Origin of the sequence: Deinococcus alpinitundrae (assembly GCF_009982895.1) — a bacterium.
Taxonomy (GTDB): Bacteria; Deinococcota; Deinococci; order Deinococcales; family Deinococcaceae; genus Deinococcus; species Deinococcus alpinitundrae.
The window spans coordinates 25941-46385 of sequence record NZ_WXZL01000020.1; the positions used below are offsets into that span (position 1 = coordinate 25941).

22 protein-coding genes are annotated in these 20445 nt (G+C 67.9%); 11 read left to right on the top strand and 11 right to left on the bottom strand.

The features are described 5' to 3' along the window. Positions 1-5: 5 nt before the first annotated feature. Both GUI70_RS16525 and GUI70_RS16530 read right to left on the bottom strand, forming a co-directional pair. Entirely contained in the window at positions 6-1148 is a 1143-nt protein-coding gene (locus tag GUI70_RS16525) for a tetratricopeptide repeat protein (RefSeq protein WP_161883421.1), read from the bottom strand. A gap of 4 nt (positions 1149-1152) precedes the next feature. Continuing rightward, complete coding sequence (locus GUI70_RS16530; RefSeq protein WP_161883422.1) at positions 1153-2376, bottom strand: ATP-binding protein; 1224 nt, start codon at positions 2374-2376, stop codon at positions 1153-1155. Between the two features lie 101 nt (positions 2377-2477). Between GUI70_RS16530 and GUI70_RS16535 the strand changes: the two genes are divergently transcribed. Further along, positions 2478-3320 (top strand): DegV family protein, encoded by an 843-nt coding sequence (locus GUI70_RS16535; protein WP_161883423.1) that lies wholly within the window; start codon positions 2478-2480, stop codon positions 3318-3320. A 7-nt stretch (positions 3321-3327) separates the two neighbouring features. Next, complete coding sequence (locus GUI70_RS16540; RefSeq protein WP_237724989.1) at positions 3328-4542, top strand: serine hydrolase; 1215 nt, start codon at positions 3328-3330, stop codon at positions 4540-4542. 42 nt (positions 4543-4584) lie between these two features. Here the strand turns inward: GUI70_RS16540 and GUI70_RS16545 are convergent, their stop codons facing one another. The 6 genes from GUI70_RS16545 to GUI70_RS16570 form a co-directional block, all read right to left on the bottom strand. Then, positions 4585-5811 (bottom strand): ABC transporter permease, encoded by a 1227-nt coding sequence (locus GUI70_RS16545; RefSeq protein ID WP_161883424.1) that lies wholly within the window; start codon positions 5809-5811, stop codon positions 4585-4587. Then, on the bottom strand, positions 5804-6553 hold the full coding sequence (locus tag GUI70_RS16550; protein ID WP_161883425.1) for an ABC transporter ATP-binding protein: 750 nt from the start codon (positions 6551-6553) through the stop codon (positions 5804-5806). Before GUI70_RS16550 ends, GUI70_RS16545 begins: the two co-directional genes overlap by 8 nt. After that, positions 6553-6753 (bottom strand): helix-turn-helix transcriptional regulator, encoded by a 201-nt coding sequence (locus tag GUI70_RS16555; protein WP_161883462.1) that lies wholly within the window; start codon positions 6751-6753, stop codon positions 6553-6555. The genes GUI70_RS16550 and GUI70_RS16555 overlap by 1 nt, the downstream gene beginning before the upstream one ends. A gap of 25 nt (positions 6754-6778) precedes the next feature. Continuing rightward, complete coding sequence (locus GUI70_RS16560) at positions 6779-7186, bottom strand: hypothetical protein (protein ID WP_161883426.1); 408 nt, start codon at positions 7184-7186, stop codon at positions 6779-6781. Beyond that, entirely contained in the window at positions 7183-7620 is a 438-nt protein-coding gene (locus GUI70_RS16565) for a hypothetical protein (protein WP_161883427.1), read from the bottom strand. Before GUI70_RS16565 ends, GUI70_RS16560 begins: the two co-directional genes overlap by 4 nt. A gap of 135 nt (positions 7621-7755) precedes the next feature. Beyond that, on the bottom strand, positions 7756-8586 hold the full coding sequence (locus GUI70_RS16570) for a PIG-L deacetylase family protein (protein ID WP_161883428.1): 831 nt from the start codon (positions 8584-8586) through the stop codon (positions 7756-7758). A 91-nt stretch (positions 8587-8677) separates the two neighbouring features. On the opposite strand from GUI70_RS16570, the gene bshA reads away from it, so the two are divergent. Together bshA and GUI70_RS16580 are read left to right on the top strand one after the other, a co-directional pair. Next, positions 8678-9868 carry an N-acetyl-alpha-D-glucosaminyl L-malate synthase BshA gene (gene bshA / locus GUI70_RS16575; protein WP_237724992.1) on the top strand — a complete coding sequence of 397 codons (1191 nt, stop codon included), beginning with the start codon at positions 8678-8680 and terminating at the stop codon, positions 9866-9868. Between the two features lie 73 nt (positions 9869-9941). After that, positions 9942-11750: a serine/threonine-protein kinase gene (locus GUI70_RS16580; protein ID WP_161883429.1), complete on the top strand. Its 1809-nt coding sequence runs from the start codon at positions 9942-9944 to the stop codon at positions 11748-11750. A 38-nt stretch (positions 11751-11788) separates the two neighbouring features. On the opposite strand, the gene GUI70_RS16585 is transcribed toward GUI70_RS16580, so the two are convergent. Further along, positions 11789-12754 (bottom strand): class I SAM-dependent rRNA methyltransferase, encoded by a 966-nt coding sequence (locus GUI70_RS16585; protein WP_438503496.1) that lies wholly within the window; start codon positions 12752-12754, stop codon positions 11789-11791. 198 nt (positions 12755-12952) lie between these two features. Here GUI70_RS16585 and GUI70_RS16590 point away from each other — a divergent pair, with 198 nt between their 5' ends. The 3 genes from GUI70_RS16590 to GUI70_RS16600 all read left to right on the top strand — a co-directional run bounded on the left by GUI70_RS16590 (position 12953) and on the right by GUI70_RS16600 (position 15238). Then, a complete protein-coding gene (locus GUI70_RS16590; RefSeq protein ID WP_161883430.1) occupies positions 12953-13363 on the top strand; it encodes a hypothetical protein in 411 nt (136 codons plus the stop codon). Continuing rightward, positions 13360-14022, top strand: a complete 663-nt coding sequence (locus GUI70_RS16595; protein WP_161883431.1) for a uracil-DNA glycosylase — start codon at positions 13360-13362, stop codon at positions 14020-14022. Before GUI70_RS16590 ends, GUI70_RS16595 begins: the two co-directional genes overlap by 4 nt. 76 nt (positions 14023-14098) lie before the next feature. Continuing rightward, positions 14099-15238, top strand: coding sequence for an LLM class flavin-dependent oxidoreductase (locus GUI70_RS16600; protein WP_161883432.1), 1140 nt, complete (start codon positions 14099-14101; stop codon positions 15236-15238). On the opposite strand, the gene GUI70_RS16605 is transcribed toward GUI70_RS16600, so the two are convergent. Both GUI70_RS16605 and GUI70_RS16610 read right to left on the bottom strand, forming a co-directional pair. Continuing rightward, the gene (locus tag GUI70_RS16605) at positions 15235-16365 is read right to left on the bottom strand and encodes a diaminopropionate ammonia-lyase (RefSeq protein WP_161883433.1); all 1131 of its coding nucleotides are present in this window, start codon (positions 16363-16365) and stop codon (positions 15235-15237) included. The genes GUI70_RS16600 and GUI70_RS16605 overlap by 4 nt on opposite strands. Positions 16366-16416: 51 nt before the next feature. After that, on the bottom strand, positions 16417-17547 hold the full coding sequence (locus GUI70_RS16610; RefSeq protein ID WP_161883434.1) for a M20/M25/M40 family metallo-hydrolase: 1131 nt from the start codon (positions 17545-17547) through the stop codon (positions 16417-16419). 81 nt (positions 17548-17628) lie between these two features. Between GUI70_RS16610 and GUI70_RS16615 the strand changes: the two genes are divergently transcribed. The 4 genes from GUI70_RS16615 to GUI70_RS16630 all read left to right on the top strand — a co-directional run bounded on the left by GUI70_RS16615 (position 17629) and on the right by GUI70_RS16630 (position 20435). Beyond that, the gene (locus GUI70_RS16615) at positions 17629-18294 is read left to right on the top strand and encodes a GntR family transcriptional regulator (protein ID WP_161883435.1); all 666 of its coding nucleotides are present in this window, start codon (positions 17629-17631) and stop codon (positions 18292-18294) included. 83 nt (positions 18295-18377) lie between these two features. Beyond that, on the top strand, positions 18378-18635 hold the full coding sequence (locus tag GUI70_RS16620) for a DUF1844 domain-containing protein (protein ID WP_161883436.1): 258 nt from the start codon (positions 18378-18380) through the stop codon (positions 18633-18635). A gap of 15 nt (positions 18636-18650) precedes the next feature. Next, a complete protein-coding gene (gene dtd, locus GUI70_RS16625; protein WP_161883437.1) occupies positions 18651-19091 on the top strand; it encodes a D-aminoacyl-tRNA deacylase in 441 nt (146 codons plus the stop codon). Between the two features lie 69 nt (positions 19092-19160). Continuing rightward, a complete protein-coding gene (locus tag GUI70_RS16630) occupies positions 19161-20435 on the top strand; it encodes a LysM peptidoglycan-binding domain-containing M23 family metallopeptidase (protein WP_306468313.1) in 1275 nt (424 codons plus the stop codon). The last annotated feature ends 10 nt before the right edge of the window (positions 20436-20445 follow it).

Below are 20445 nucleotides of genomic sequence, written 5' to 3' on the forward strand. Positions count from 1 at the left end.
GGTGCCTAGCGCTGGCTCCGGTAGGTGCGCAGCCAGCGGTAGATACTCCGCGCGCCGCTGAAGCACAGCCACAGCAGGCCGACCACGAACACCGCCAGTATCAGTCCGCCCAGCGCCTCGTTCGCGCTGGACCGCAGGCTGACCGGCAGGTGCGGCACGGCAAAAACGAGTGCGAAGACAACGAGGCACAGCGTCAGGTAGATGGCGAACGGACTGCGCCACTGGATGCTGGTGTCGCGCACCCGCCGAATCTGCGCCCGCGTGGATGGGCTGAGGCGGCGCACCCGGTAAAGCGTACGGACCCACACGCCCAGCGCTATGAACGGCACCAGCACGACGGCGTGCGGCACGATCACGAAGCGCCAGGCCGGGGACTGCCACGACAGCGGCAGCGGCAGGTACTCGTGGACCAGCGATTTGAAATGGGCCTGCGCTCCGGTATCGGCGGGGTCGAGCCGGATGGCCGAGAGCGCCGCCGCGAAGGCGTCCTCAGCCTGACCCCGGCGCAAGCTGACGCGCGAGAGCAGCTGCAGGGCTGCTTTGCACTGCGGATCGCTGGCCAGCACCGCCCGCACCTGCGCCTCGGCGGCCCCGAGCTGGCCGAATTGCAACTGGGCGTCGGCAGCGTAGAGCTGGGCTGTTTGCTGCTGCGGACTGGCGCGCAACACCGCCTCGATCAGTGGGGTGGCCTGGCGGGGCCGGTTCATCAGCAGGTAAAGCTGCGCCAGCGCCAACTGGGCCTGCTCGCTCTCCGGTTCCAGGCGCAACGCCTGCTGCATGGCGTCGAGGGCGGGCTGGGCCACCCGCCAGGCTCCCGGCCAGCGCCGCAGGCGGCCAGACGCTTTGCCGCGCACTTCGGTGTTCCACAGCGCGAAGCCCAGGATGACGTGGCCGCCGCTCGACTCCGGCTCCAGGGCCACCGCCTGCCGCGCCGCCTCCAGCGCCTGCGGAAAGTCGTCCAAGTCGGTGCAGAGCTGGCTGAGCAGCCGCCACAGCGAGGCGTCCTCGGGAAAGCGGGCCAGCGCGCGGCCCACCTCGGCGGCGGCTTCTTTCGGGCGGCCCAGCTCGAGGAGGGCCACGGCGCGTTGCCAGCTCAGCCACGCCGGGTCCGGCGCGTCGCCCTGAGATGACGGTCCGAACGAGGTCACCGGCTCAGCGCAGCGGCTGGCGTTTCAGGTGCGCCAGCAGATCGTCGTACTCGCCGTCCTCGTTGGCGAACTGGGCGGCGTTTCTGGCCGTCTCGAACCAGGTCCGGGTGCTGGGCCGCACGTCCCTGAGGGCGCGCACGAAGTCGGCCTGGCGAATGGGCCGCACCTTGCCCTGCTTGATGGCGTCCTGCATCGCCAGCTCGGTGGCCGACGACACCAGATGGCTCAGATCCGCGCCGGAAAACTGCTCGGTTCGGGCGGCCAGCGCGGGCAGATCGAGCGCCTCGGTGGGCCGCAGTCTGAGTTCGAGTTCCAGCAGGTGCTGCCGCGCTGCCAGATCGGGCGGTAGCACCAGCAGGGTGCGGTCAAATCTTCCCGGACGCCGCAGTGCCGGATCGACATCCCAGGGGCTGTTGGTGGCGGCCAGCACGAACACGCCCTCGTTGCTGGCCTTGGCTCCGTCGAGTTCGGCCAGCAGCTGGCCCACCACGTTGGCGGCGCTGTGGCGCATCTGAGAGCGGCGTCGGCCCAGCGCATCCACCTCGTCCAGAAACAGCACGCACGGCGCGCGTCGACGCGCCAGCGCAAAGACTTCGCTCAGGTTGCGCTCGCTCTGGCCCAGATACATGTCCAGCACGTCAGACAATCCCACGTTGATGAAGCGGGCGCTCAGCTCACCGGCCACCGCCCGCGCGATAAAGGTCTTGCCGCAGCCGGGCGGGCCGTAGAGCAGCAACCCGCCGCGCAGCGCGCCCCCGTAGAGCCGCAGCAGTTCGGGGTTGCGCAGCGGGGCGAGCAGGGCCAGTTCCAGCCGCTGCTTGACCGACTGCATGCCCGCCACGTCGGCCAGAGTGACGCGGGGCGTCTGCAAGTCCCAGCGCTGATCGGCTTCACTGCCGGTTTCGGTGGCCGGATCGGCGAAGACCTCGGCCCGCAGCGGTGTCGGGGCGGGCAAAGGGGCCTCCACCACGCCGGTCAGGGCGTCGTGGAGGCGGTGGTAACGCCTAGCGGCGTCGGCCTCGCCCGCCTCGTCGGCGGCCCAGGCGGCCAGGCGCAGCGCCCGCAGATGATCCGGCTCGGCGTGCAGCACGGCCCTGGCCTCGGCCAGCGCGGCGTCAGCCTGATTCGATTGCAGCAGCAGGTCGGCCAGGTGTAGGCGCACCTCGGTGTTGCCAGGGTCCTGCTCAGCGGCGAGTCTGAGGGCCGCGATCACGCTGTCATGCACCATGCCCCATTCTAGAAGGTCCCCAGTCTCGGGGGCACCGGCTTCGCTGGCGCTGGCCCCCGGCCCGTCCGGACGCTGGCCCGGCAATCCGCTAAAGTGGGAGGATGATTGCCATTGTGACCGACTCGACGAGTGACCTCTCGGCGGAGTTGAAAGAGCGCCACCACATCGTCAGCGTGCCGCTCTACGTGCTGTTCGGCGGCGAGATGCACAAAGACGACATCGACATCACCACGGCGCAGCTCTTCAAGGGCATCAAGGAAGGTCAGAAGATGCCGTCGACCAGCCAGCCCAGCCCCGCCGAGTTTGCCGCCGTGTACACCGAGGCGCTCCAATCGGCCGACGAGGTGCTGAGCCTGCACATCAGCGGCCAGCTTTCCGGCACGGTGGGCAGCGCCCGGCTGGCTGCCCAGGACTTCGGCGGCAAGGTCACGGTGTTCGATACCCAGAGCGCCAGCCTCGGCCTCGGCATGATGGCGCTGAGGGCGTCCAGAATGGCGCAGGCCGGGCACGGCATGGCCGAGATCGTCGCGGAGATGGAGAAACTCAAGGCCAGGGGCTACATCGTCTTCACGGTCGAAACGCTGGAGTTCCTGCGGCGCAACGGGCGCATCGGTGGGGCGGCCGCGCTGCTCGGCGGCCTGCTCAACATCAAGCCGATCTTGTCGGTGAAAGGTGGCAAGGTCGAGTCCTCGGGGCGTGAGCGCGGCCAGAAGAAGGCGACGGCCAATCTGGTGGCCCAGGCCCGCGACTACATCGCCAAGAACGGCTCCTCGCGGCTGGCCTTCGTCCATACTCCCGGCGGCGAGGCCAACATTCAGGAAGTCCGTGCGGCGCTAATCGGGGCCGATTACGAGGACGCCGGGGTCTTCAATTTCGGCGCGGTGGTCGGTACCCACACCGGCCCCGGGACCTACGGCATCTGCATGGAACCGCTCACGCCCTGAGGTCGTCGTGGCGTACAAAGTAGGCCGCTACGTGTTGCTGGCGGGCGCGCTGGGGTGCGGCTGGGCGGCGCTGCGCTGGACCGAGGCCCGATCGGCGGGCAATCCAGCCGCGCTCAACTCAGCCGCGCCCGCGCTCGCCAGCGCCCGGATTCCCGCGAGGCCGCTGGGTCAACCCGCCGTGTCTGACGCCCAACTGCCCGAAGTTCCTCTTCCCGCCGGGTGCCGTGCCGCGCCGCCCGCCCTGCCCGCGCCGCCGCCGCCTGCCGCGCTCAACGGGCAACTCGGCCTGTATGTGGCCGTCATCGATCCGCAGACCTTGCAGCCGCTCCGGGCCGTCTCGTCTTCGCCCGACAGCCTGTTTCCGCTGGCGAGCACCTACAAGCAGGCGGTGTTGTGGGCACTGCTGCGGCAGGTGGATGCCGGAACCATCGACCTGAACCAGAAGTTCAGCGTGACCCGGCAAACCCAGAGCCTCGGCGCGTACCCGTTCGACGGCAGCACCGCCCATCAACTCGCTGAGCGGATGATTCAGTTTTCCGACAACACCGCCACCGATCTGCTGCACCGCACAGTGGGCCTGCAAAATGTACAGAACGTGGCCGACGAGTTGCAGCTGTGCCGCACCCGCCTGATCTTGCCGACCAAGGATTGGTGGACAGCGCAGGCGGGACTGTCCCAGACGTTTGACGGCACCAAGTTGTGGGCCAGCGCCACCGGCAAGCCGCGCGCCGAACTGGCCCAGCGTATCGACGCCGACGCCCAGCAGTACCGCCCCGATTATTTGCAGCGTAAACTCGACGAGTATTTTGAACAGCGCTACGAAGTAGCGGACGATCTCAGGGTTCATAACTTCAGCACGCCCTACGAGCTGGCCACGCTGGTGTCGCACGAGTTTTTGCGCTCCGGTCTGACACCGCGCTCGCAGGAGATTCAACGCAAATTGATGGCGCTGGGTTGCTGCAAGTCGGGGCTGACGCCGATTCCGCTGGAGACCTGGGGCGGCAAGGGCGGCAACGGCTGGAAGATTCTGACCTTCAGCGGGTATTTCAAAACGCTGGGCGGCGAGCAGGTGGTCTACGCCTTCATGCTGCACGGCTCGGGCCAGACCTACACCATGCGGCTGACCCGGCCTGCGTTCGCCTGGATTCGCTCGGCGCTGGGCGAGATTCTTCTTCCAGGCGACGGCGGCAAACCGGTGCAGGCAACAACGCCTCAGCCCTGAATTTGGCCGCCGCCAGATTCAGGGCTGAGATTTATTTCTCGGCTACTTCTTGAACGCGACCCCCTCGCGCCCGAACAACCGGCTGGCGATCAGAGTCAGGACGGCGGCCAGCAGTACGTTGCCGCCCAGACTCAGCAGCAGGTGCGGCCCGCTCAGGGCACCCTTGACCGTATCCAGAATGACCAGCATGCTGCCGATCAGCGGTGCGGCGTAGAGGACGGCGGTGGTCTTGAGGAAATCGGCGAATTGCAACAGGGTGGCGGGCAGGATGATCAGCAGGGTCAGCGGCGCGATGTAGGTCTGCGCCTCCTTCACCGAGCGGGCAAACAGGGACAGGGTCAGCAGCACGGCGCTGATCAGGAGGGCCGCCGACGCCGCCGTGATCAGCACTGCGCCCAGCCCGCCGAGGCCCAGTGCCAGCGAGCCGCCGAAGGCCTGCTGGGTGGCGCTCTGCGCGGTACTCTGTCCGGCGGGCGTGATCAGCAGGGCAATCGGGGCGCTGAGCGATAACCCCAGCACGCTGAAGCCTGCCGCGATCAGGGCGGTGAGGGTGGTGGCCAGCAGCTTACCCATCAGCAGCGTTGAGCGCGGCGCGGGGGTGGCCAGCAGCGCTTCCAGGGTGCCGCGCTCGCGCTCCCCGGCGGTGGAGTCGGTGGCGGTGGCGGTGGCCCCGGCCAGGATGAACTGCAACAGAAAAAGCGGAATGATGAAGGCGAGTTGACCGCTGCTGGCCTCGGCGGCGTTACTGGCGTCCACCGTGCTGAGTGCAATCGGGGTCAGCAGCGCCGGACTCAGGTTCAGCTCGGCCAGTTTTTTGCCCACCAGCGCCTTGTTGTAAGCGGCCACCGCCGACCTGACTTTGCTGGCCGCACCGCTCTCGGCCTTGAGGTTGCCGACCTTGTAAAACAGTTGCAGCTCGCCGCTCGTTCCGGCCTGACTGGGCAGCGCCGACTGCACCTTGAGGGCCGCGTCCACCGCCTCGTTTCTGACGGCGGCGGTGGGATCGGTGACAGCAATCAGGCGCACGCCTTTTTCTTCCTCGCTGTCGTGGGTGAGCTGGCTCCTGAGTGCGGGAGGCAGGGTGCCGACCACGCCCACTGTCTGCCGGGTCTGGGCCTGGCCGCCAAACAGCGTGCCGAAGAGGAGCGGCAGCCCCACCGTGAACAGCGGAATCATGATCAGCGGCACCAGAATCGTGCTGGTCAGGGTGCGCCGGTCACGCAGGGTGGTCAGCAGTTCCTGTTTGGCCACCGTCCAGACGCTAGCCACGAGTCACCGCCTGCCCCGCCGCTTTCTGCTCGGAGAGCAGCTGAAAGAAGGCCCGCTCCAGATTGCGCTCGCCCGAATCCTGCACCAGTTCGTTCACGGTTCCCACCTTCAGTACCTCGCCGCCGGAAATGACGGCAAGGCGGTCACACAACTCCTCGACCTCGCTCATGACATGGGTGGAGTAGACGATGAGTCGTTCCTGGCTGCGCAGCGCCGCCACCAGATCGAGCAGGGTGCGGCGGGCCAGCACGTCCAGCCCGCTGGCGGCCTCGTCGAGCAGCAGCACCGGCGGGTCGTGTATCAGCGCGCGGGCCACCACGATTTTCTGCTTCATGCCGGTGGAAAAGCCGCCCGCCCGGATGTCGAGCAGATCGCTCAGATCGAGTTGCCGGGTGAGCGTCTCGATGCGCTCCTCGGTTCTGGCGCCGCTCAGACCGTATAGCGAGGCGAAGTAGCGCAGCGTCTCGCGGCCGGTCAGGCGGTCATGCAGGCCCATGCCGCCGCTGACCAGCCCGATGTTGGCGCGCACCTGACGGCTCTGGCGCACGATGTCGAAGCCGTTGACGCTGGCCGAGCCGGACGTGGGGGAGAGCAGCGTCGCCAGGGTTCTGAGCAGAGTGGTCTTGCCCGCGCCGTTGGCTCCCAGCAGCCCGAACACCTCGCCGCTGCGGGCCTCCAGCGTCACACTTCTGAGCGCCCGAAAGTCGCCGTAGGCTTTGCCGAGCTGATTGATCTTGAGCATCAAATAACCGCCTCGTCGCTGAAAATATCCTCGATCTTCATGCCGAACAGCCGCGCCAGTTTGAAGGCCAGGGGCAAGCTCGGATCGTATTTGCCGGTTTCCAGGGCGTTCACGGTCTGCCTGGACACGTCGAGCTTGTCGGCCAAGTCGGCCTGGGTCAGGTTGTGCTCGGCCCGCAGCACCTTGATGCGGTTTTTCATGTGGGACCACACCAGCCTGGGCGAATCATTCATACGCCTCCTTGCCTGCGCTGAGGACTTCTGAAGTCAGCGAGAAGGCCAGCAACCAGGCGAAAGCCAGGCCCATCAGGGCCAGCAGATTGATCGGCGTGCCCAGCAGCAGATTCAGCCCGAACAACAGCAGCACGCCGGACGTGAGGGTCATGCCCGCCACCATGTGCGCCTTGAGCAGCTTGAGGCGGCCAAATTCGTCGTGAACGCGGTACTGGTAGATCGACAAGAAGAGTTGCAGTGCCAGCAGCAGCAGCGCGTAGCTGCCCACCACCTTTCCAAAGCTCAGGGGCGTGGCGAAGTAAACGGCGATAAACGGAAACGACAGTACGGTGGGCAAAATCACTTCCAGCCACTGGTACCGCCGGACGCGGGTTTCACGGGTTTCGTGAACCTGGGTCATGCCCGCCCCCCCCTGGCCAGCACCGCGCCGCGCACCACAGCCGCCGTATAGACCAGCATCCCGAACAGGTACACCGCCCACAGCGGAACCACGGTGCCGGTAAAGCTGGCCACCGCGAAGGCCACCATCACCACGACCATCGTCAGGAGGAAGGCAAAGGCGCAGGCCCGCTCCTGCTGGCGCTGCCCAAACTCGTCCATCTGCCGGTAGGCCCGCCACAGCAAATAGCCCATGCCCACCGGCAGGGTGGCCAGCAGGCCCAGCGACATGCCGTTGAGAAAGCTGTAGGCATCGCCCTCGGCGCGCGTTTTGAGCAGCGCCACAACGACGGCGACGGCGGCGATCAAAACGGCGGCGGCCAGCATACTCCACATGCTCTGCCAGACGCGGCGCTCGCGGTTGGTGGTTTTGGGCTTGGGTTGTTGGGCCATCATGTCATCTCTCCTTGTCCTGATGTCTAGTTTGCTTGACTAAAGGTATTCTAGAGTAGACCAAAAGTCAAGCAAGGTTGACATAAAAAGGCAAAAGAAAGCCCCAGCGCGGAGCCGGGGCCAGTGGAAGAGGGCGGCTCAGTCGTCGAGCGCCTCGAACCCCCCCAGCCCGTCGAACAAGCCGCGCAGCGGGAAGGCGGGCAGGCCGGTGCGGGTGCCGCCCACCGAAAAGCCCTCGGTGCCGAGCATCCGCCGCTCCAGCTCGCCGCGTTCCTCTTCCGACATCTGCCCGATGCGGCTGTTGGGGCCGGTCTGTGAGCCGTGGGCCACCAGCGCGGCCTTCTTGCGGTCTGCCTGCGCGGACACGTCCATCGTCACGGCGACGGTGCTTTCCGAGACGCCGTAGATGTTGGGGTCGAGGTCCTGGCCCATGCGTGCCAGCCCCTTGGCCGCTTCCACGCCCAGCGCCGTAAAGTACAGCCGCATCAGGGTCCCGCCGCCGAGGTTGCCGCTGCTGAAAAAAGCGGCGGCAGCGGCCCGGTGAATAATCAGGTGGTCGATGTGTCCGTAGCCGCCGTGCGGGTCGAAGGTGATCATGATGTCGGGTTTGACCTCATTGATCAGCGTGCGGATCTTGAGTTCAGCGGCAAACGGGTTGACGTTCATCAGCGCCAGCTCGTCGTCGTAGCGGGTGCGCTCGTAGCGGCCCGAGTCGTGATAATCCAGAAACACCGGGTCGGGAAGGCCCAACTCGGCGGTGGCCCGCTTGAGTTCGGCCTCGCGGTGCTGGCCGAGGTCGGTGATGGTCATGCTGGGGTCGGTGATCTTCCCGGCCTCGCCGCGTGTGGCGCAGGCCAGCACCACCTTCACGCCTTTCTGGGCGTAGTGGGCCAGCGTGCCGCCCACGCTGAAGGCTTCGTCGTCGGGGTGGGCGAAGACGGCGAGAATGGTCGGCTGTGAAGGCGTCATGCCGGGGATTCTAACGCGCACGTTCGCCGGGCTGACGGCCACGGGCTTCTATTGCCCTGACAGACCCCGCGTATAATCCGCTCCGATGTCGATGCTGATGCCCAGACTCTCCCCGCCCGGCGGCCTGCGGCCTGACCCGGATGAACTCAAGATTGCCGTGCTGTGCCACTCCGGCGCGGGCGGCTCCGGGGTGGTCGCCACCGAACTCGGACTGGAAGTGGCGCGGGCCGGAAACGAGGTGCATTTTGTCGGCAACGCCGTGCCGTTCCGCTTGCAGGGCATGGGTGGCGCGAACGGACCATACTTTCACCAGGCCAGCTCGTTCGCTTACGCCCTGTTCGATCAGCCGTTTCCCGAATTGACCGCCGCCAACGCGCTCACCGAGGTCATTCAGGAGTACGGGGTGCAGCTCACCCACGCCCACTACGCCATTCCGCACGCCACGGCGGCGCTGCATGCCCGCTCCATCACCGGCAAAACCAGGGTCATCACCACCCTGCACGGCACCGATGTCACGCTGGTCGGCGCGGAACCGGCCTTTCGCCACACCACCCGCCACGCCATTCAGCAGTCCGACGCGGTCACCGCGGTCTCGCAGTTTCTGGCCGACCTGACCCGCGAAACCCTGCAGGTGGACGTCCCGATTGAGGTGATTCCCAACTTCGTGGACACCGGACGCTTCGTGCGCGTCACTGACCCGGCCATCCGCGCCCGCTTCGCCCATCCCGACGAGGCGCTGTTGCTGCACGTCTCCAACTTCCGGCCCGTCAAGCGCGTCGAGGACGTAGTGGAGGTGTTCGCCCGAGTCGCCTCGGAGATTCCGGCGCGGCTCCTGATGGTCGGCGACGGCCCCGAGCGCACCCGCGCCTTCGAGCTTGCCCAGCAACTCGGCGTGATTGGCCGGGTGCATTTTCTCGGCTCGTTTCCTGACGTGCAGACCGTGATGGGTATTGCCGATCTGTTTTTGCTGCCCAGCAACAAGGAGAGCTTCGGGCTGGCGGCGCTGGAGGCCATGAGCTGCGAGGTACCGGTGGTGGCCGCCCGCGCCGGGGGCATTCCCGAGGTGGTCGAGGACGGCGTGACGGGCCGCCTGGCCGAAGTCGGCGACGTGGACGCGATGGCGCACGCCGCGCTGGAAATCCTCAAGAACAAGGACGTGTACCTCAGCATGGGGCAGGCCGGACGCCGCGCCGCGCTGGAAAAATTCCACCCCAGCTTGATCGTGCCGCAGTATTTGGAGGCCTACCGGCGGGTGCTGGGGCAGGTGGTGGCCGAGCGCTGAGCCGACAGGCCACTGGTTTTGGGGCAGTGGGCAAACCTTCCGCCCAATTTTGGAATTCAGTATACTTTCGCGCATGAAGACTGTCGGGCCATTTGTGGCCGCCCGCTCGCTGGACAACGGCTTTTCCGGCGCGGCGCAGCCCGTCAAGGTGTTGCACGCCCTTGACCGGCTGACCGGCATGCCCGCGCTGGTGTATTTGCTGCCGCAGGCGGTGACGCTGCCCGAACTGCCCGACACGCCCTCGCTGCTGACCTACATCGAGGCGGGAATTCAGGGCGAACAGGCGTATGTCGCCAGCGAACTGCCGCCGCATGCTGGGCTGGCCAGCGATCCGCTGCAAACCGCGCTGGGTGGTCTGCGGGCGCTGAATGCCCTGCATGAGGCGGGTCTGGTTCACGGCGGGGTGGGGCCGCACCAGCTGTGGGAATGGGACGGCGAGGTGCGGCTGGCCGGGGCTGCCCTGCCCTGGGGCGAGGCGCACGGTGCGCTGGCTGCGCCGGAAGGAGGAAGTGGTCCTGCCGCCGACCTCTACGCCCTGGGCGTGACGTTGCTGCGAATGGGGCCGCTGCCAGCGGGCCTGAGTGATTTGCTCAGCCCCTATCCGGCCCAGCGCCCTAGCGCCCGCGACGCCCTGGCGCGTTTCAACGCTGGGCCGCCGCTACCCACGCCGATCGGACCGCTGATGGTGCAAGCGCCGCTGTATCCGCGCGAGGTGGGCCAGTCGCTCTCGCCGGACGTCCCCCTGCCGCTGATCGCCGACCCCGAGCAGCGCGTCGCCCCGCTGGCAGCTGCTCCACCCACGCCTGCACCGGACGCGCAAGCATTGCCGGACGGTCCGGTGGATGCTGCCGCTGCCGGGCTGCCGGTGTTCGACTGGGAAGAGGTGGAAGCCGGCAAAGCGCTGGAACCCAGCGGGCCGCCAGCCGAAACCGAGCCAACCGAAGACCAGGCAGCGGAAGGTCAGTCAAGCGAGACCGACACCGTCGGGACGGTCATTGTTATCGGTGCCGAGCCCCCTGCACCTTTATCCACTGCCGCTCAACTCGACGCCGCTCCGCTCGTTTCGGCCCCGCCGGACGCCACCGCATCAGAGTTGCTGGACTTTCTGGCGGCTTTTCCCACGCCTGACGCGCCGCCCCAGATCGCTCCAGTGGCCGCCGGTATTGCCGACGTGCCCCCGCCGGAAGCGCAACCTGCTGCCGAACCGCAGACCCAAGCCGCGCCCGCGCCGGACCCAGCCGCCCTGACTGCCGAGGCCGAGGCGGGGTCGCTGGTGCGCTCAGGTTTTGCGTCCCAACCGGTGACCACGGGGCTGAGTGCCGCGCCCGCGTCGCCCGGCAGGCCCGCGCCCGAGGCGGCCTCACAGCTGTCTTCCCGGCAGCTCAAGCCGGTCAAGATCGGCTGGAGCCAAGACGGTGCCTGGCAGGTCAAGAAAGGCGGCGAGGGCGTGGCCGACGTTGTGAGCACGCCCTTGCCCGGTCCACCCCCGGTTGTGCGTTCGCCAAACCAGACCAGGACCAACCGTTTCAATCCGGTATGGCTGCTGGCGCTGGTGGTGATCGCCGTGCTGGTGGCGTTGCTGGTCCAGCGGGCCTTTCGCTCGAGCGGCCCGGCGCTGAGTAGCGCTGCCTGCTGCACCATCACGGCCCAGTTGGTGGGCAGCTCGGGCCAAGGCCTCAGCGCGCCGGTCAGGGTAAGTGTGCTCAGCGCGCCCGCCGAGAGCCGCTTCAAAGCCGGGGCGCTGATCGGTCAGGCTCCCGGCCCACTCCCGCTCGACACGCCCGGCAGCTACGCCCTCAAGGTGGTCGGCGACGGCTACGCTGCCCAGACGGTGAACGTGACGGTGCCGACCACGCAACCGCTGGTGATCAAGCTGAGGTGAGAGCCGGTGGTTGACCCAGGAGCTGTTCAAGCTCACGGTCAGTCCAGCCGCAGTGCCCGCACCTTGAGGTGCTCGGCCCCCGGATAGTCCTCGCCCGCGCCGAAGCGGGCCGTGATGGTCATGGTCCGGCCCGCCTGCACCGCGCCCGCGCCCAAAAAGCGCTCGAAGGCGGCGGCGCTGACCCCGGCGTGGTTGATCAGCGCCAGCACCTGCCCGCCCGCTGCGGTGACGGCGGCAGCCTGCGCCAGCAACCGGGCGTAGTGGCGCTCGCTCCGCCACACGCCCGCTTTCGAGCGCGCGAAACTCGGTGGATCGAGAATTACCAGGTCGAACGTTTCACCACGCTTGGCGAGCCGCCGCAACCACTCGAACACGTCGCCGTAGAGAAAGTCGGAATCGGGCGCATTCAGGCCGCTCAGGGCGTAGTTTTCCTGGCCCCAGGCCAGCACCTTGCGCGACAGATCGAGATTCTTGACTGTCCCGGCTCCGCCGAGCGTGGCGTTCAGGCCGAAGCCGCAGGTGTAGGCGAAGGTGTTGAGCACGCGGCCCCCCGGCGGCGCGTGTTGCCGCACCCAGGCGCGGGCCGGGCGGGCATCTCCGAACAGCCCGGTGCTGAGGTCGGCGCCGGGGCGAATCAGGTACGGCACACCACCCTCCAGGGCCACTACTTCCGGCCTGGCTTCTCCCCAGACCGGCTCCGGCGGCGAGAGGCGGCCGCGCTCCACGTTGGCCGCGTGCCGCGCCTCGGTGGGGCGGCGCTTGAGGTACACGCTTTCCAGGCCCGTTTCGCCGCAGGCCGCCGCGAGCTGCTGTTCCTGCCCGGCGCTCAGCTCGGCGTACAGGCTCAGCACGCCCACCGGCCCGGCCCGGTCGAGCGCAAACAGCCCGGCGGTTTCGGTGGTGTGGGCAGCGCGGTAAAAGGTCGTTCCAGCATCGGGCAGCGGAGCGCGCCGGGCGCTCAGGCGCGTCAGGGTGCGAATCAGGTCGGCGGGCAGGTCGGGCACGCGGGCAGTCTAGCGGGGCCGCTGGGTGGGTGAGAGAGATGGAGCAACGGTCAACGCCCTGCCGTCGCCCGGCGCTTTCCTTTCTTGCAGCGGCAGGGCTTAAACTCTGGGAGAGGAACGGGTGCCGGGCTCCAAGAGCGGGCCTGCCTGCGCCCAGACGACGCCCGATTGCCGCCTTGCTTTGGAGGACACTGCCCAGTGAAAAGCCTGATGACCACCGAACAACTGCTGCAAGGTCTCAAACACTACCGCCGGATTGCCCGGCAAGACCTGTTGCGCGCGCCCGAAACCCCCTATCCCGACGCCTTTCGCACCCACGCTGAGGCGCGGCGCACGGTCTACGGCGAACTCGAAGCGTTTGCGGCCCAGCATGCTTCCGAGGACGTGATCGAGCACGCCCTGTCGCTTTACCGCAGCCTGCCGTTCTCCAGCGGCACGCCGGAAAACGAGTACGCCGAGATCAAGGGCCGCGAGAACGGCTTGGAGAACTTCTTTCTGATGGTGGCACTCGATCCACGCACCCGCCGCGAGGCCCGCAGCCAGCGGCCCAAACTCAGCGCGCTGATCGCGGGCACCGCTGCCGGGCAGGGCGTGTCGCCTGAAGCGTGAGCGCTGAAACCACCCCCGCGGCCCCGCTCGCCGCTCTGGCGCTTCAGAACAAAGCCTGCCACGCCTGCGATCTGCGCCCCGGCTGCAGCCAGGTTGTGGTCAGCGACGGCAACCCCGAGGCCCGTCTGGTCATCATCGGTGAGGGACCCGGCGGCGACGAGGACCGCACCGGGCGGCCGTTCGTGGGGCGGGGCGGGCAGCTGCTCGACAGGATTCTGGGCGCGGTGCAGCTGGGCCGCCAGGACGTGTACATCACCAACATCGTCAAGTGCCGCCCGCCCGGCAACCGCACGCCACTGCCGCTGGAGATAGAAACCTGCACCGAGCTGTGGCTCGAATCCCAGCTGGCCCTGCTGCGCCCGCGCGTCATCCTGGCGCTCGGCAACACGCCCACCCAGTACCTGCTCCAGACCAGACTGGGCATTACCCGGCTGCGCGGCGTGTGGCACCGCTACGAGCAGCGCGACCAGCTCTACTCGGCCTTCCTGATGCCGATGTTTCACCCGGCCTACCTGCTGCGCAACGACACCCGTGCTCCCGGCGGCCCCAAGAGCCTCACCTGGAAGGACATCCGGGAGGTTCGTGCCGTGCTGGACGGCAAAACGCCCGAGGGTCTGGGCGGTGAACGGCTTGATCCGGAGCAGGAAACCCTGTTCTGACAGCGTGACCACAGGTTGCTTTTCTTCGGTTTATTTGTTAAACTGGTTTATATAGTAAGCAACCTGGAGGCCTCACATGTCCGGTACCAAATCCCCGAACCAACCCGACCCGACTATCCCCGCCCCGTCCATTCCCTTCGAGCTGGGCCTTTACAGCTTCGGCGAGCGCACGCCCGATGTCCAGACCGGCCTGACCGTCAGCCCGCAGCAACGGATTGCCGATCTGCTCGAAGAAATCGAGCTGGCCGATCAACTGGGCCTGGACGTGTACGGGATCGGCGAGCACCACCGGCCTGACTACACGGTGTCCGCGCCCGCGATGGTGCTGGCGGCGGCGGCGGCACGCACCAGCACCATCCGCCTGACCAGCGCCGTGACCGTGCTGGGCACCGAGGACCCGGTGCGGGTCTGGCAGGCCTTCTCCACCCTCGATCTGATTTCCGGAGGCCGTGCCGAGATCATGGCCGGGCGCGGCAGCTTTTCCGAGTCGTTTCCGATCTTCATTGGTGGCATGCCCCGCGACTACGACGAGCTGTTTGCCGAGAAGCTCGACTTGCTGCTGAATCTGCGCGACTCGGAACGGGTGTCGTGGTCGGGCAAGTACCGCCCCGGTTTGCAGAATGTGGGCATCTATCCGCGCCCGGCGCAGGCCGAGATGCCGATCTGGCTGGCGGTGGGCGGCACTCCGGCCTCGGCGGTGCGGGCCGGGCAACTGGGGTTGCCGCTGGCGTTGGCGATCATCGGTGGCCTGCCCGAGCAGTTCAAGGGCTTCACCGACCTCTACCGCGCTTCGGCGGCTGAAGCGGGGCGCGACCCGGCGGCGCTACGGCTGGGCATCAATTCGCACGGCTATATTGCCGCCACCTCGCAGGCGGCCCGTGACGAGTCGTTTCCAGCCCACGCCCAGGCCATGTACGCCATCGGCAAGGAGCGCGGCTGGAGCAAGATGACCCGCGCCCAGTTCGACGCGTCGAGCACCCTGCGCGGCGCGTACTTCGTGGGCGACCCGGAACAGGTGGCCGAGAAGATTCTGTATCAGCACCAGATTTTTGATCACAACCGCTTCCTGATGCAGATGAGTGTCGGCACGCTGCCGCACGCGCAGATCATGAAATCCATCGAGTTGTACGGCACGCGGGTCGCGCCGCTGGTGCGCTCGGAAGTGGCGCGGCGGCAGGGAAGTCAGGGGCGAAAGCAGGAAGCCATTCCGGTTTAACCCACGATCCGCCTATACGCCGCCGGGTCCGTCGCGCCCTCGGTGGAGATCACCAGTAAGTTGCTGCCCGCGCCGAGACCCAGGGCGGAACGGGCCTCGGGGTGGGGTCCGTCCAGGAGTTCCAGGAAGCCCGCCAGGCCCGCCGCGCCGCTCTCGCCCGACACGACGCCGTTCTGGGCGAGCAGGCGCATGGCGTCCTCGGCCCGCGCGTCCGGCACCGCCACCGCCGCGCTCAGCCCCCCTTGCAGCAGCGGCCAGGCCAGCGGCGAGGGGGTGCCGCAGTTCAGCCCCGCCATGATGGACGTGTGGGGACCGGGCACCTCGGTGAGACGCCCTGACTCGAGTGAGCGCAGCACGCAGTCGGCCCGCGTCGGCTCGACGCCCAGCACCTGGGTGCGGGTGTGGGGAGCGCGGTAATGCTGGATGACCGCCGCCGCCAGCGAGCCGACGCCCATCTGCACGGCGACGACGCTGGGCTGCGCTTCGCCGAGCGCGGCGAGCTGCTGATCGATCTCGTCAAAGATGGTCCCGTACCCGGCGATCACCCAGCCCGGCACGCGCTGATACCCTTCCCAGGCGGTGTCGCTGATGACGAGGTGGCGGTCATCGGCCAGTCGGGCGGCGGCCCGCACGGCGTCGTCGTAGGAGCCGTCGATGGAGTGCAGGTCCGCGCCCTCGCTGCGGATGGCCTCCTGGCGGGCCGGGGCCATATCCTGCGGCACCAGAATCTGCGCCTTGAGGTTCAGCCACTGGGCTGTGCGGGCCACCGCCCGGCCGTGATTGCCGTCGGTGGCCGCGACGAGCGTGACGGGCGGCAGTTGCCCGCGCAGTTCGTCCAGCGTCGTCCACGGTGTAAAGGGGCCGAAGCGGGCTCCCAGCTCCCTGTAGGTGGCCCAGGACGCGCCCAGGATCTTGTAGGCGGGAAGGCCCAGGCGACTCGATTCGTCCTTGATCCAGACCCGCCGCACCCCCAGTCGCCGGGCGAGGTGTGGGGCGCTGATCAGCGGCGTCGGCGCGTAAAGCGGCAAGCGGCGATGAAATTCGGCCCGCTGCGGGTCGGTCACCGTCTCAAAAGTCTGGGGCCGGGGCTGGATGAAGACGCGCGCGGTGTCGGTGGTTCGGGTCATGACAGGTGGTCTCCGCTGGGGGTGGGAAGAGAGAGCAAGACGCGGCCAGGTCTAGTCGCAGAAGTCACGAATCGTCGCGCTGAGCACGTCCCGGCACTGTTCCACCGACTTCAAGTCGACCCATTCCTCGGCGCCGTGCGCTCCAGCGCCGTGCGGCCCGAAGACGACCGTGGGAATGCCCGCCTCTGCCAGCAGCGCCGAATCCATCCAGAAGCCCAGGCCAGTCAGTTCCGGCGGGTAGCCGAGAACCCTCTCCGCTTGAAGTCGAAGGCTCTGCACGATGGGCGCGTCTTCCGGCACACTGAAGGCGGCGCGTGCGAGCAGCAACTGGTGTTCGGCCCGGAAGTTGGGAGCCGTCAGGTGTCGCAATATGTCGTCCCATTCGGCGCAGACGGCCTCCAGCGTTTCGCCGGGGAGCGTGCGGCGCTCCAGTTGCAGGGTGCATTCCGCCGGATAGCTGGAGAGTTCCTGGCCGCCCTCGATCCGGGAAGCGTGAACCGAGGCGTGCCCCAGCAGCGGATGGGCGGGCCGGGCCTCAAGGCTGCGCTGCAAGCCTTCGAGCTGGCCCAGCACCCAGCCCATCTGGGCCACCGCGTCCTGGCCGAGATCGGGCCGTGAGCCGTGCGCCGCAATTCCGAAGGTCTTGATCTGGTGCCAGGTAAAGCCCTTGTGCGCTACGCACAGCTTCAGACTGGTCGGCTCGGTGACGATGGCAGCGTCGGCGCTCATGCGGCGCAGCACCGACAGGGTGCCCAGACTGGCGTATTCCTCGTCGGCCACGGCCATCAGAATCACCTCGCCGCGCAAATTGGCCTGCGCCGCGTCCACCAGGGCCAGCAGGCAAGCGGCCAGCCCGCCCTTCATGTCGTAGCTGCCGCGCCCGTACATCCGCCCGTTCTCGGTACGGGGCATCAGGGCGTCGGGCATGCTGGCGGTGCCCACCGTATCCAGGTGGGCGTTGAGCAGCAGCGTGCGCCCCCCGCCCCGCCCGCTCACCCGCGCGATGACGCTGGGCCTGCCCGGCCCGGCCTCGTCCAGCTCTGCCGCCACGCCGTGCGCCCGCAGCCAGTCGGCGACGAAGTGGGCCAGCTGCGTCTCACCCGCGCCGCCCGGCACCAGGGAGGGATTGGTGGAATCGATCCGGATGAGGGCCGCGAGCAGTTCGGCTGGAGTGTCGGTCACGGGTAATATATTAGTGATCGGGCCGCAGGGTGTAAACACGGCAAACACTTCGGCGCGGGCAGCCCCTATGCTGAGCGTCCGATGCCCCCGCCCGACGCCGCCCCGCTGCCGCGCCAACTCGCCCGCGAGGCGGTGTACCAGCAGTTGTGCCGCTGGATTATCGACGGGGCCTTGAAGCCCGGGGAACAACTTCGCGATCTGGACCTTGCCCGGCAACTGGGCGTCAGCCGCACACCGGTGCGGGAAGCGCTGCGGCGGCTGGAAGACGAGGGCTTGATCGAGACGGCCCTCAACCGCTGGACGCGAGTGGCTCCGCTGCGTCTGGCACAGGCCGCCGAACTCTATCCGGTCATCGAAACGCTGGACGTGCTGGCCTTGCGCCTGGCCGCCCCGCAACTGACAACCGAGCACCTGGGGGCACTGGTGCGGGCCAACGCGGCGTTGCTGGCCGCCGGGCAGGCCCGCCAGGCCGCAGAAGCGGTGCAGGCTGACAGCACCTTTCACGCGGTCTGGGTGGAGCCGTCAGGAAACCGTGAGTTGCAAAGCACGCTGGAACAACTCAAACGCAAGCTGCGGCGGGCCGAACTGGCGTATTTCAGCGCCGACAGCCGGGCGCTGGTTTCGGTGCAGGAACACGCTGAGCTGATCCGGGCGCTGGAAGGCCGAAGCTGGGACGAGGCCGAGCGCCTGCTTAGGTTGAACTGGCAACACAGCTTGCAAGCGCTCCAGGAAGCGGCACGGCGCTGAACTGTCCCCATCACTGGGCTTAGCGGCAGTCTTGGAGTGTGGCGAGGGACGTTCTCCGCTCCCGGCTTGCTAGCATGCCCCGCATGGCAAACCCCGAATTTCTTGGCCTCGTCCACTCGTTGCAGGCCACCGCCGAGGCCGCACTCGGCGACATCAATGCGGCCACCGCCTCGGCCAACCGCGACGGCCTGCTGGCCTCGGACCGCGCCCACCAGACGGCCGAGCGCTCGCTCAAACTGCTCACCATGCTGGCTGAGAAGACGCGTGGCAACCTCGACATGACCGAGGCTGAGGTGCTGGGCAACGCCGTGAACGCCCTGCGCGGACGACTGGGCAATTGAGGATGGAAAACTAGCGTGCGGGCCGTCGTTCAGCGGGTCACGCGGGCGAGTTGTGAAGTGGACGGCGCAGTGACCGGGCAGATCGCTGCGGGGCTGGTGGTGCTGCTGGGCGTGGCTCCTTCTGACACGCCCGACACTGCCCGCACCCTCGCGGCCAAACTGGTCAAGCTGCGCATCTTCAATGATGAGGCCGGGAAGATGAACCGCTCACTGGCCGACGTCGGCGGCGCGGTGCTGAGCATTTCCCAGTTCACCCTGTTTGCCGACACGTCCAGGGGCAACCGGCCCAGTTTCCTGGGCGCCGCGTCGCCTGAGCAGGGGAGAGCGCTCTACGCCGAGTTCAACGCGGCTTTGCGCGCGCTCGGCGTGCCAGTGGGTGAGGGCGTCTTCGGCGCGCACATGGTCGTCTCGCTCGTCAACGACGGCCCGGTGACGCTCACACTCGACAGCGGTTGATCCGTGCGGCCCATGGTATCGGGGGGCGCGGCCCATCTGCTTTCCCTCATCTGGCCCCGCTAAACTCACATGATGAAGGCCACCTCGTTTGCCCTGGCACTCTCGCTCTCGCTGCTGGGCCTGGGCGGCGCGTATACCGTCCAGAAAGGCGACACGCTCTACAGTCTGGCCCGCGCCAACAACCTCAAGGTCGAGGACCTGCGCCGCCTCAACAACCTCAGCTCCGACGCCCTGGCGGTGGGTCAGGTGCTGCGTCTGAGTGCCGGCGAGGCCCGGCCCCCGGCGGCGAATACAGCCACCCCCAGCCCGATCAAACCGAACCCGGTTCCCCCGAAGTCTGTGGCCTCGTCCGCTGCAACCAAACCGCTGCCCGCGCCCTCCGGTTTCACGCTGACTCCGCCGACGTCCACTCCCAGGACTCCTACGACCAGCACACCCACGCCCGCGCCGCCTAAAGCGGTCAGTGCCGCGCCGGAATCGCCGCCCAAGCCCCCGGTCACGGTTCCGATCACGGTGCGGACAGGCAGCCGTTTCGAGGTCGGTGGAGTCGGCGTCACGCTGCCGGAGCAGCTCGGCATGGGTGACGCCTTCAGCGTCCGGCTCACCGGGCCGGGTGCCCAGAGCGCCGCTGTGCGTTTTCCCAGCGAACTCGGCGAGGACGTGCGCCAGCCCGGCGAAACGCTCACTCCCTCCGGCGCGGCGGGCGTGTACGTGGTGCCGGGGCGGGTGGTGCTGGGCAAGACCACCCCGGTGATCGTCGAGATCGCAGTGGGCGGCGAGGTCGTGCGCGGCATCATTCCGCTGCGTCCGAAGCCCGGTGGCCCGGTGGTGAAGCTGCACCTCTCACCCACAGTGGCAGCCAAGCTGACCGACCCCGGCAAGGCCGCCGAGGACGCCCTGGTCAACAAGGCGTACCTCAACCGGGGCCAGCCGGTCTGGACCCGGCCGTTCGCCGCCGCCGTGCCCAATCCGCCGATTCCCGGTTCGTTCGGCCAGAGCCGCACCTACACCTCCGGCAGCCCGGTCGCCTATCACTACGGCGCGGACTACCCGGCCAAACTCGGCACGCCCATTCACGCGGTCAATGACGGCACGGTGGTCATCGCCGGGACGTATCCGGTGCGCGGCGGCCTGGTCATGATCGACCACGGCGGCGGCGTCAGCAGCCTGTATTTCCACCAGTCCAGGATCCTGGTTAAGGTGGGGCAGGCCGTCAAGCGCGGCGACGTGATCGGGCAGGTCGGCACCACCGGCCTCTCCGAGGGACCGCACCTGCACCTGGAGATCCGGGTGCGCGGCGAGGCCACCCAGCCCGCCGACTGGATCAACCGCCTGTGGCCGTGAAGCTAGACTG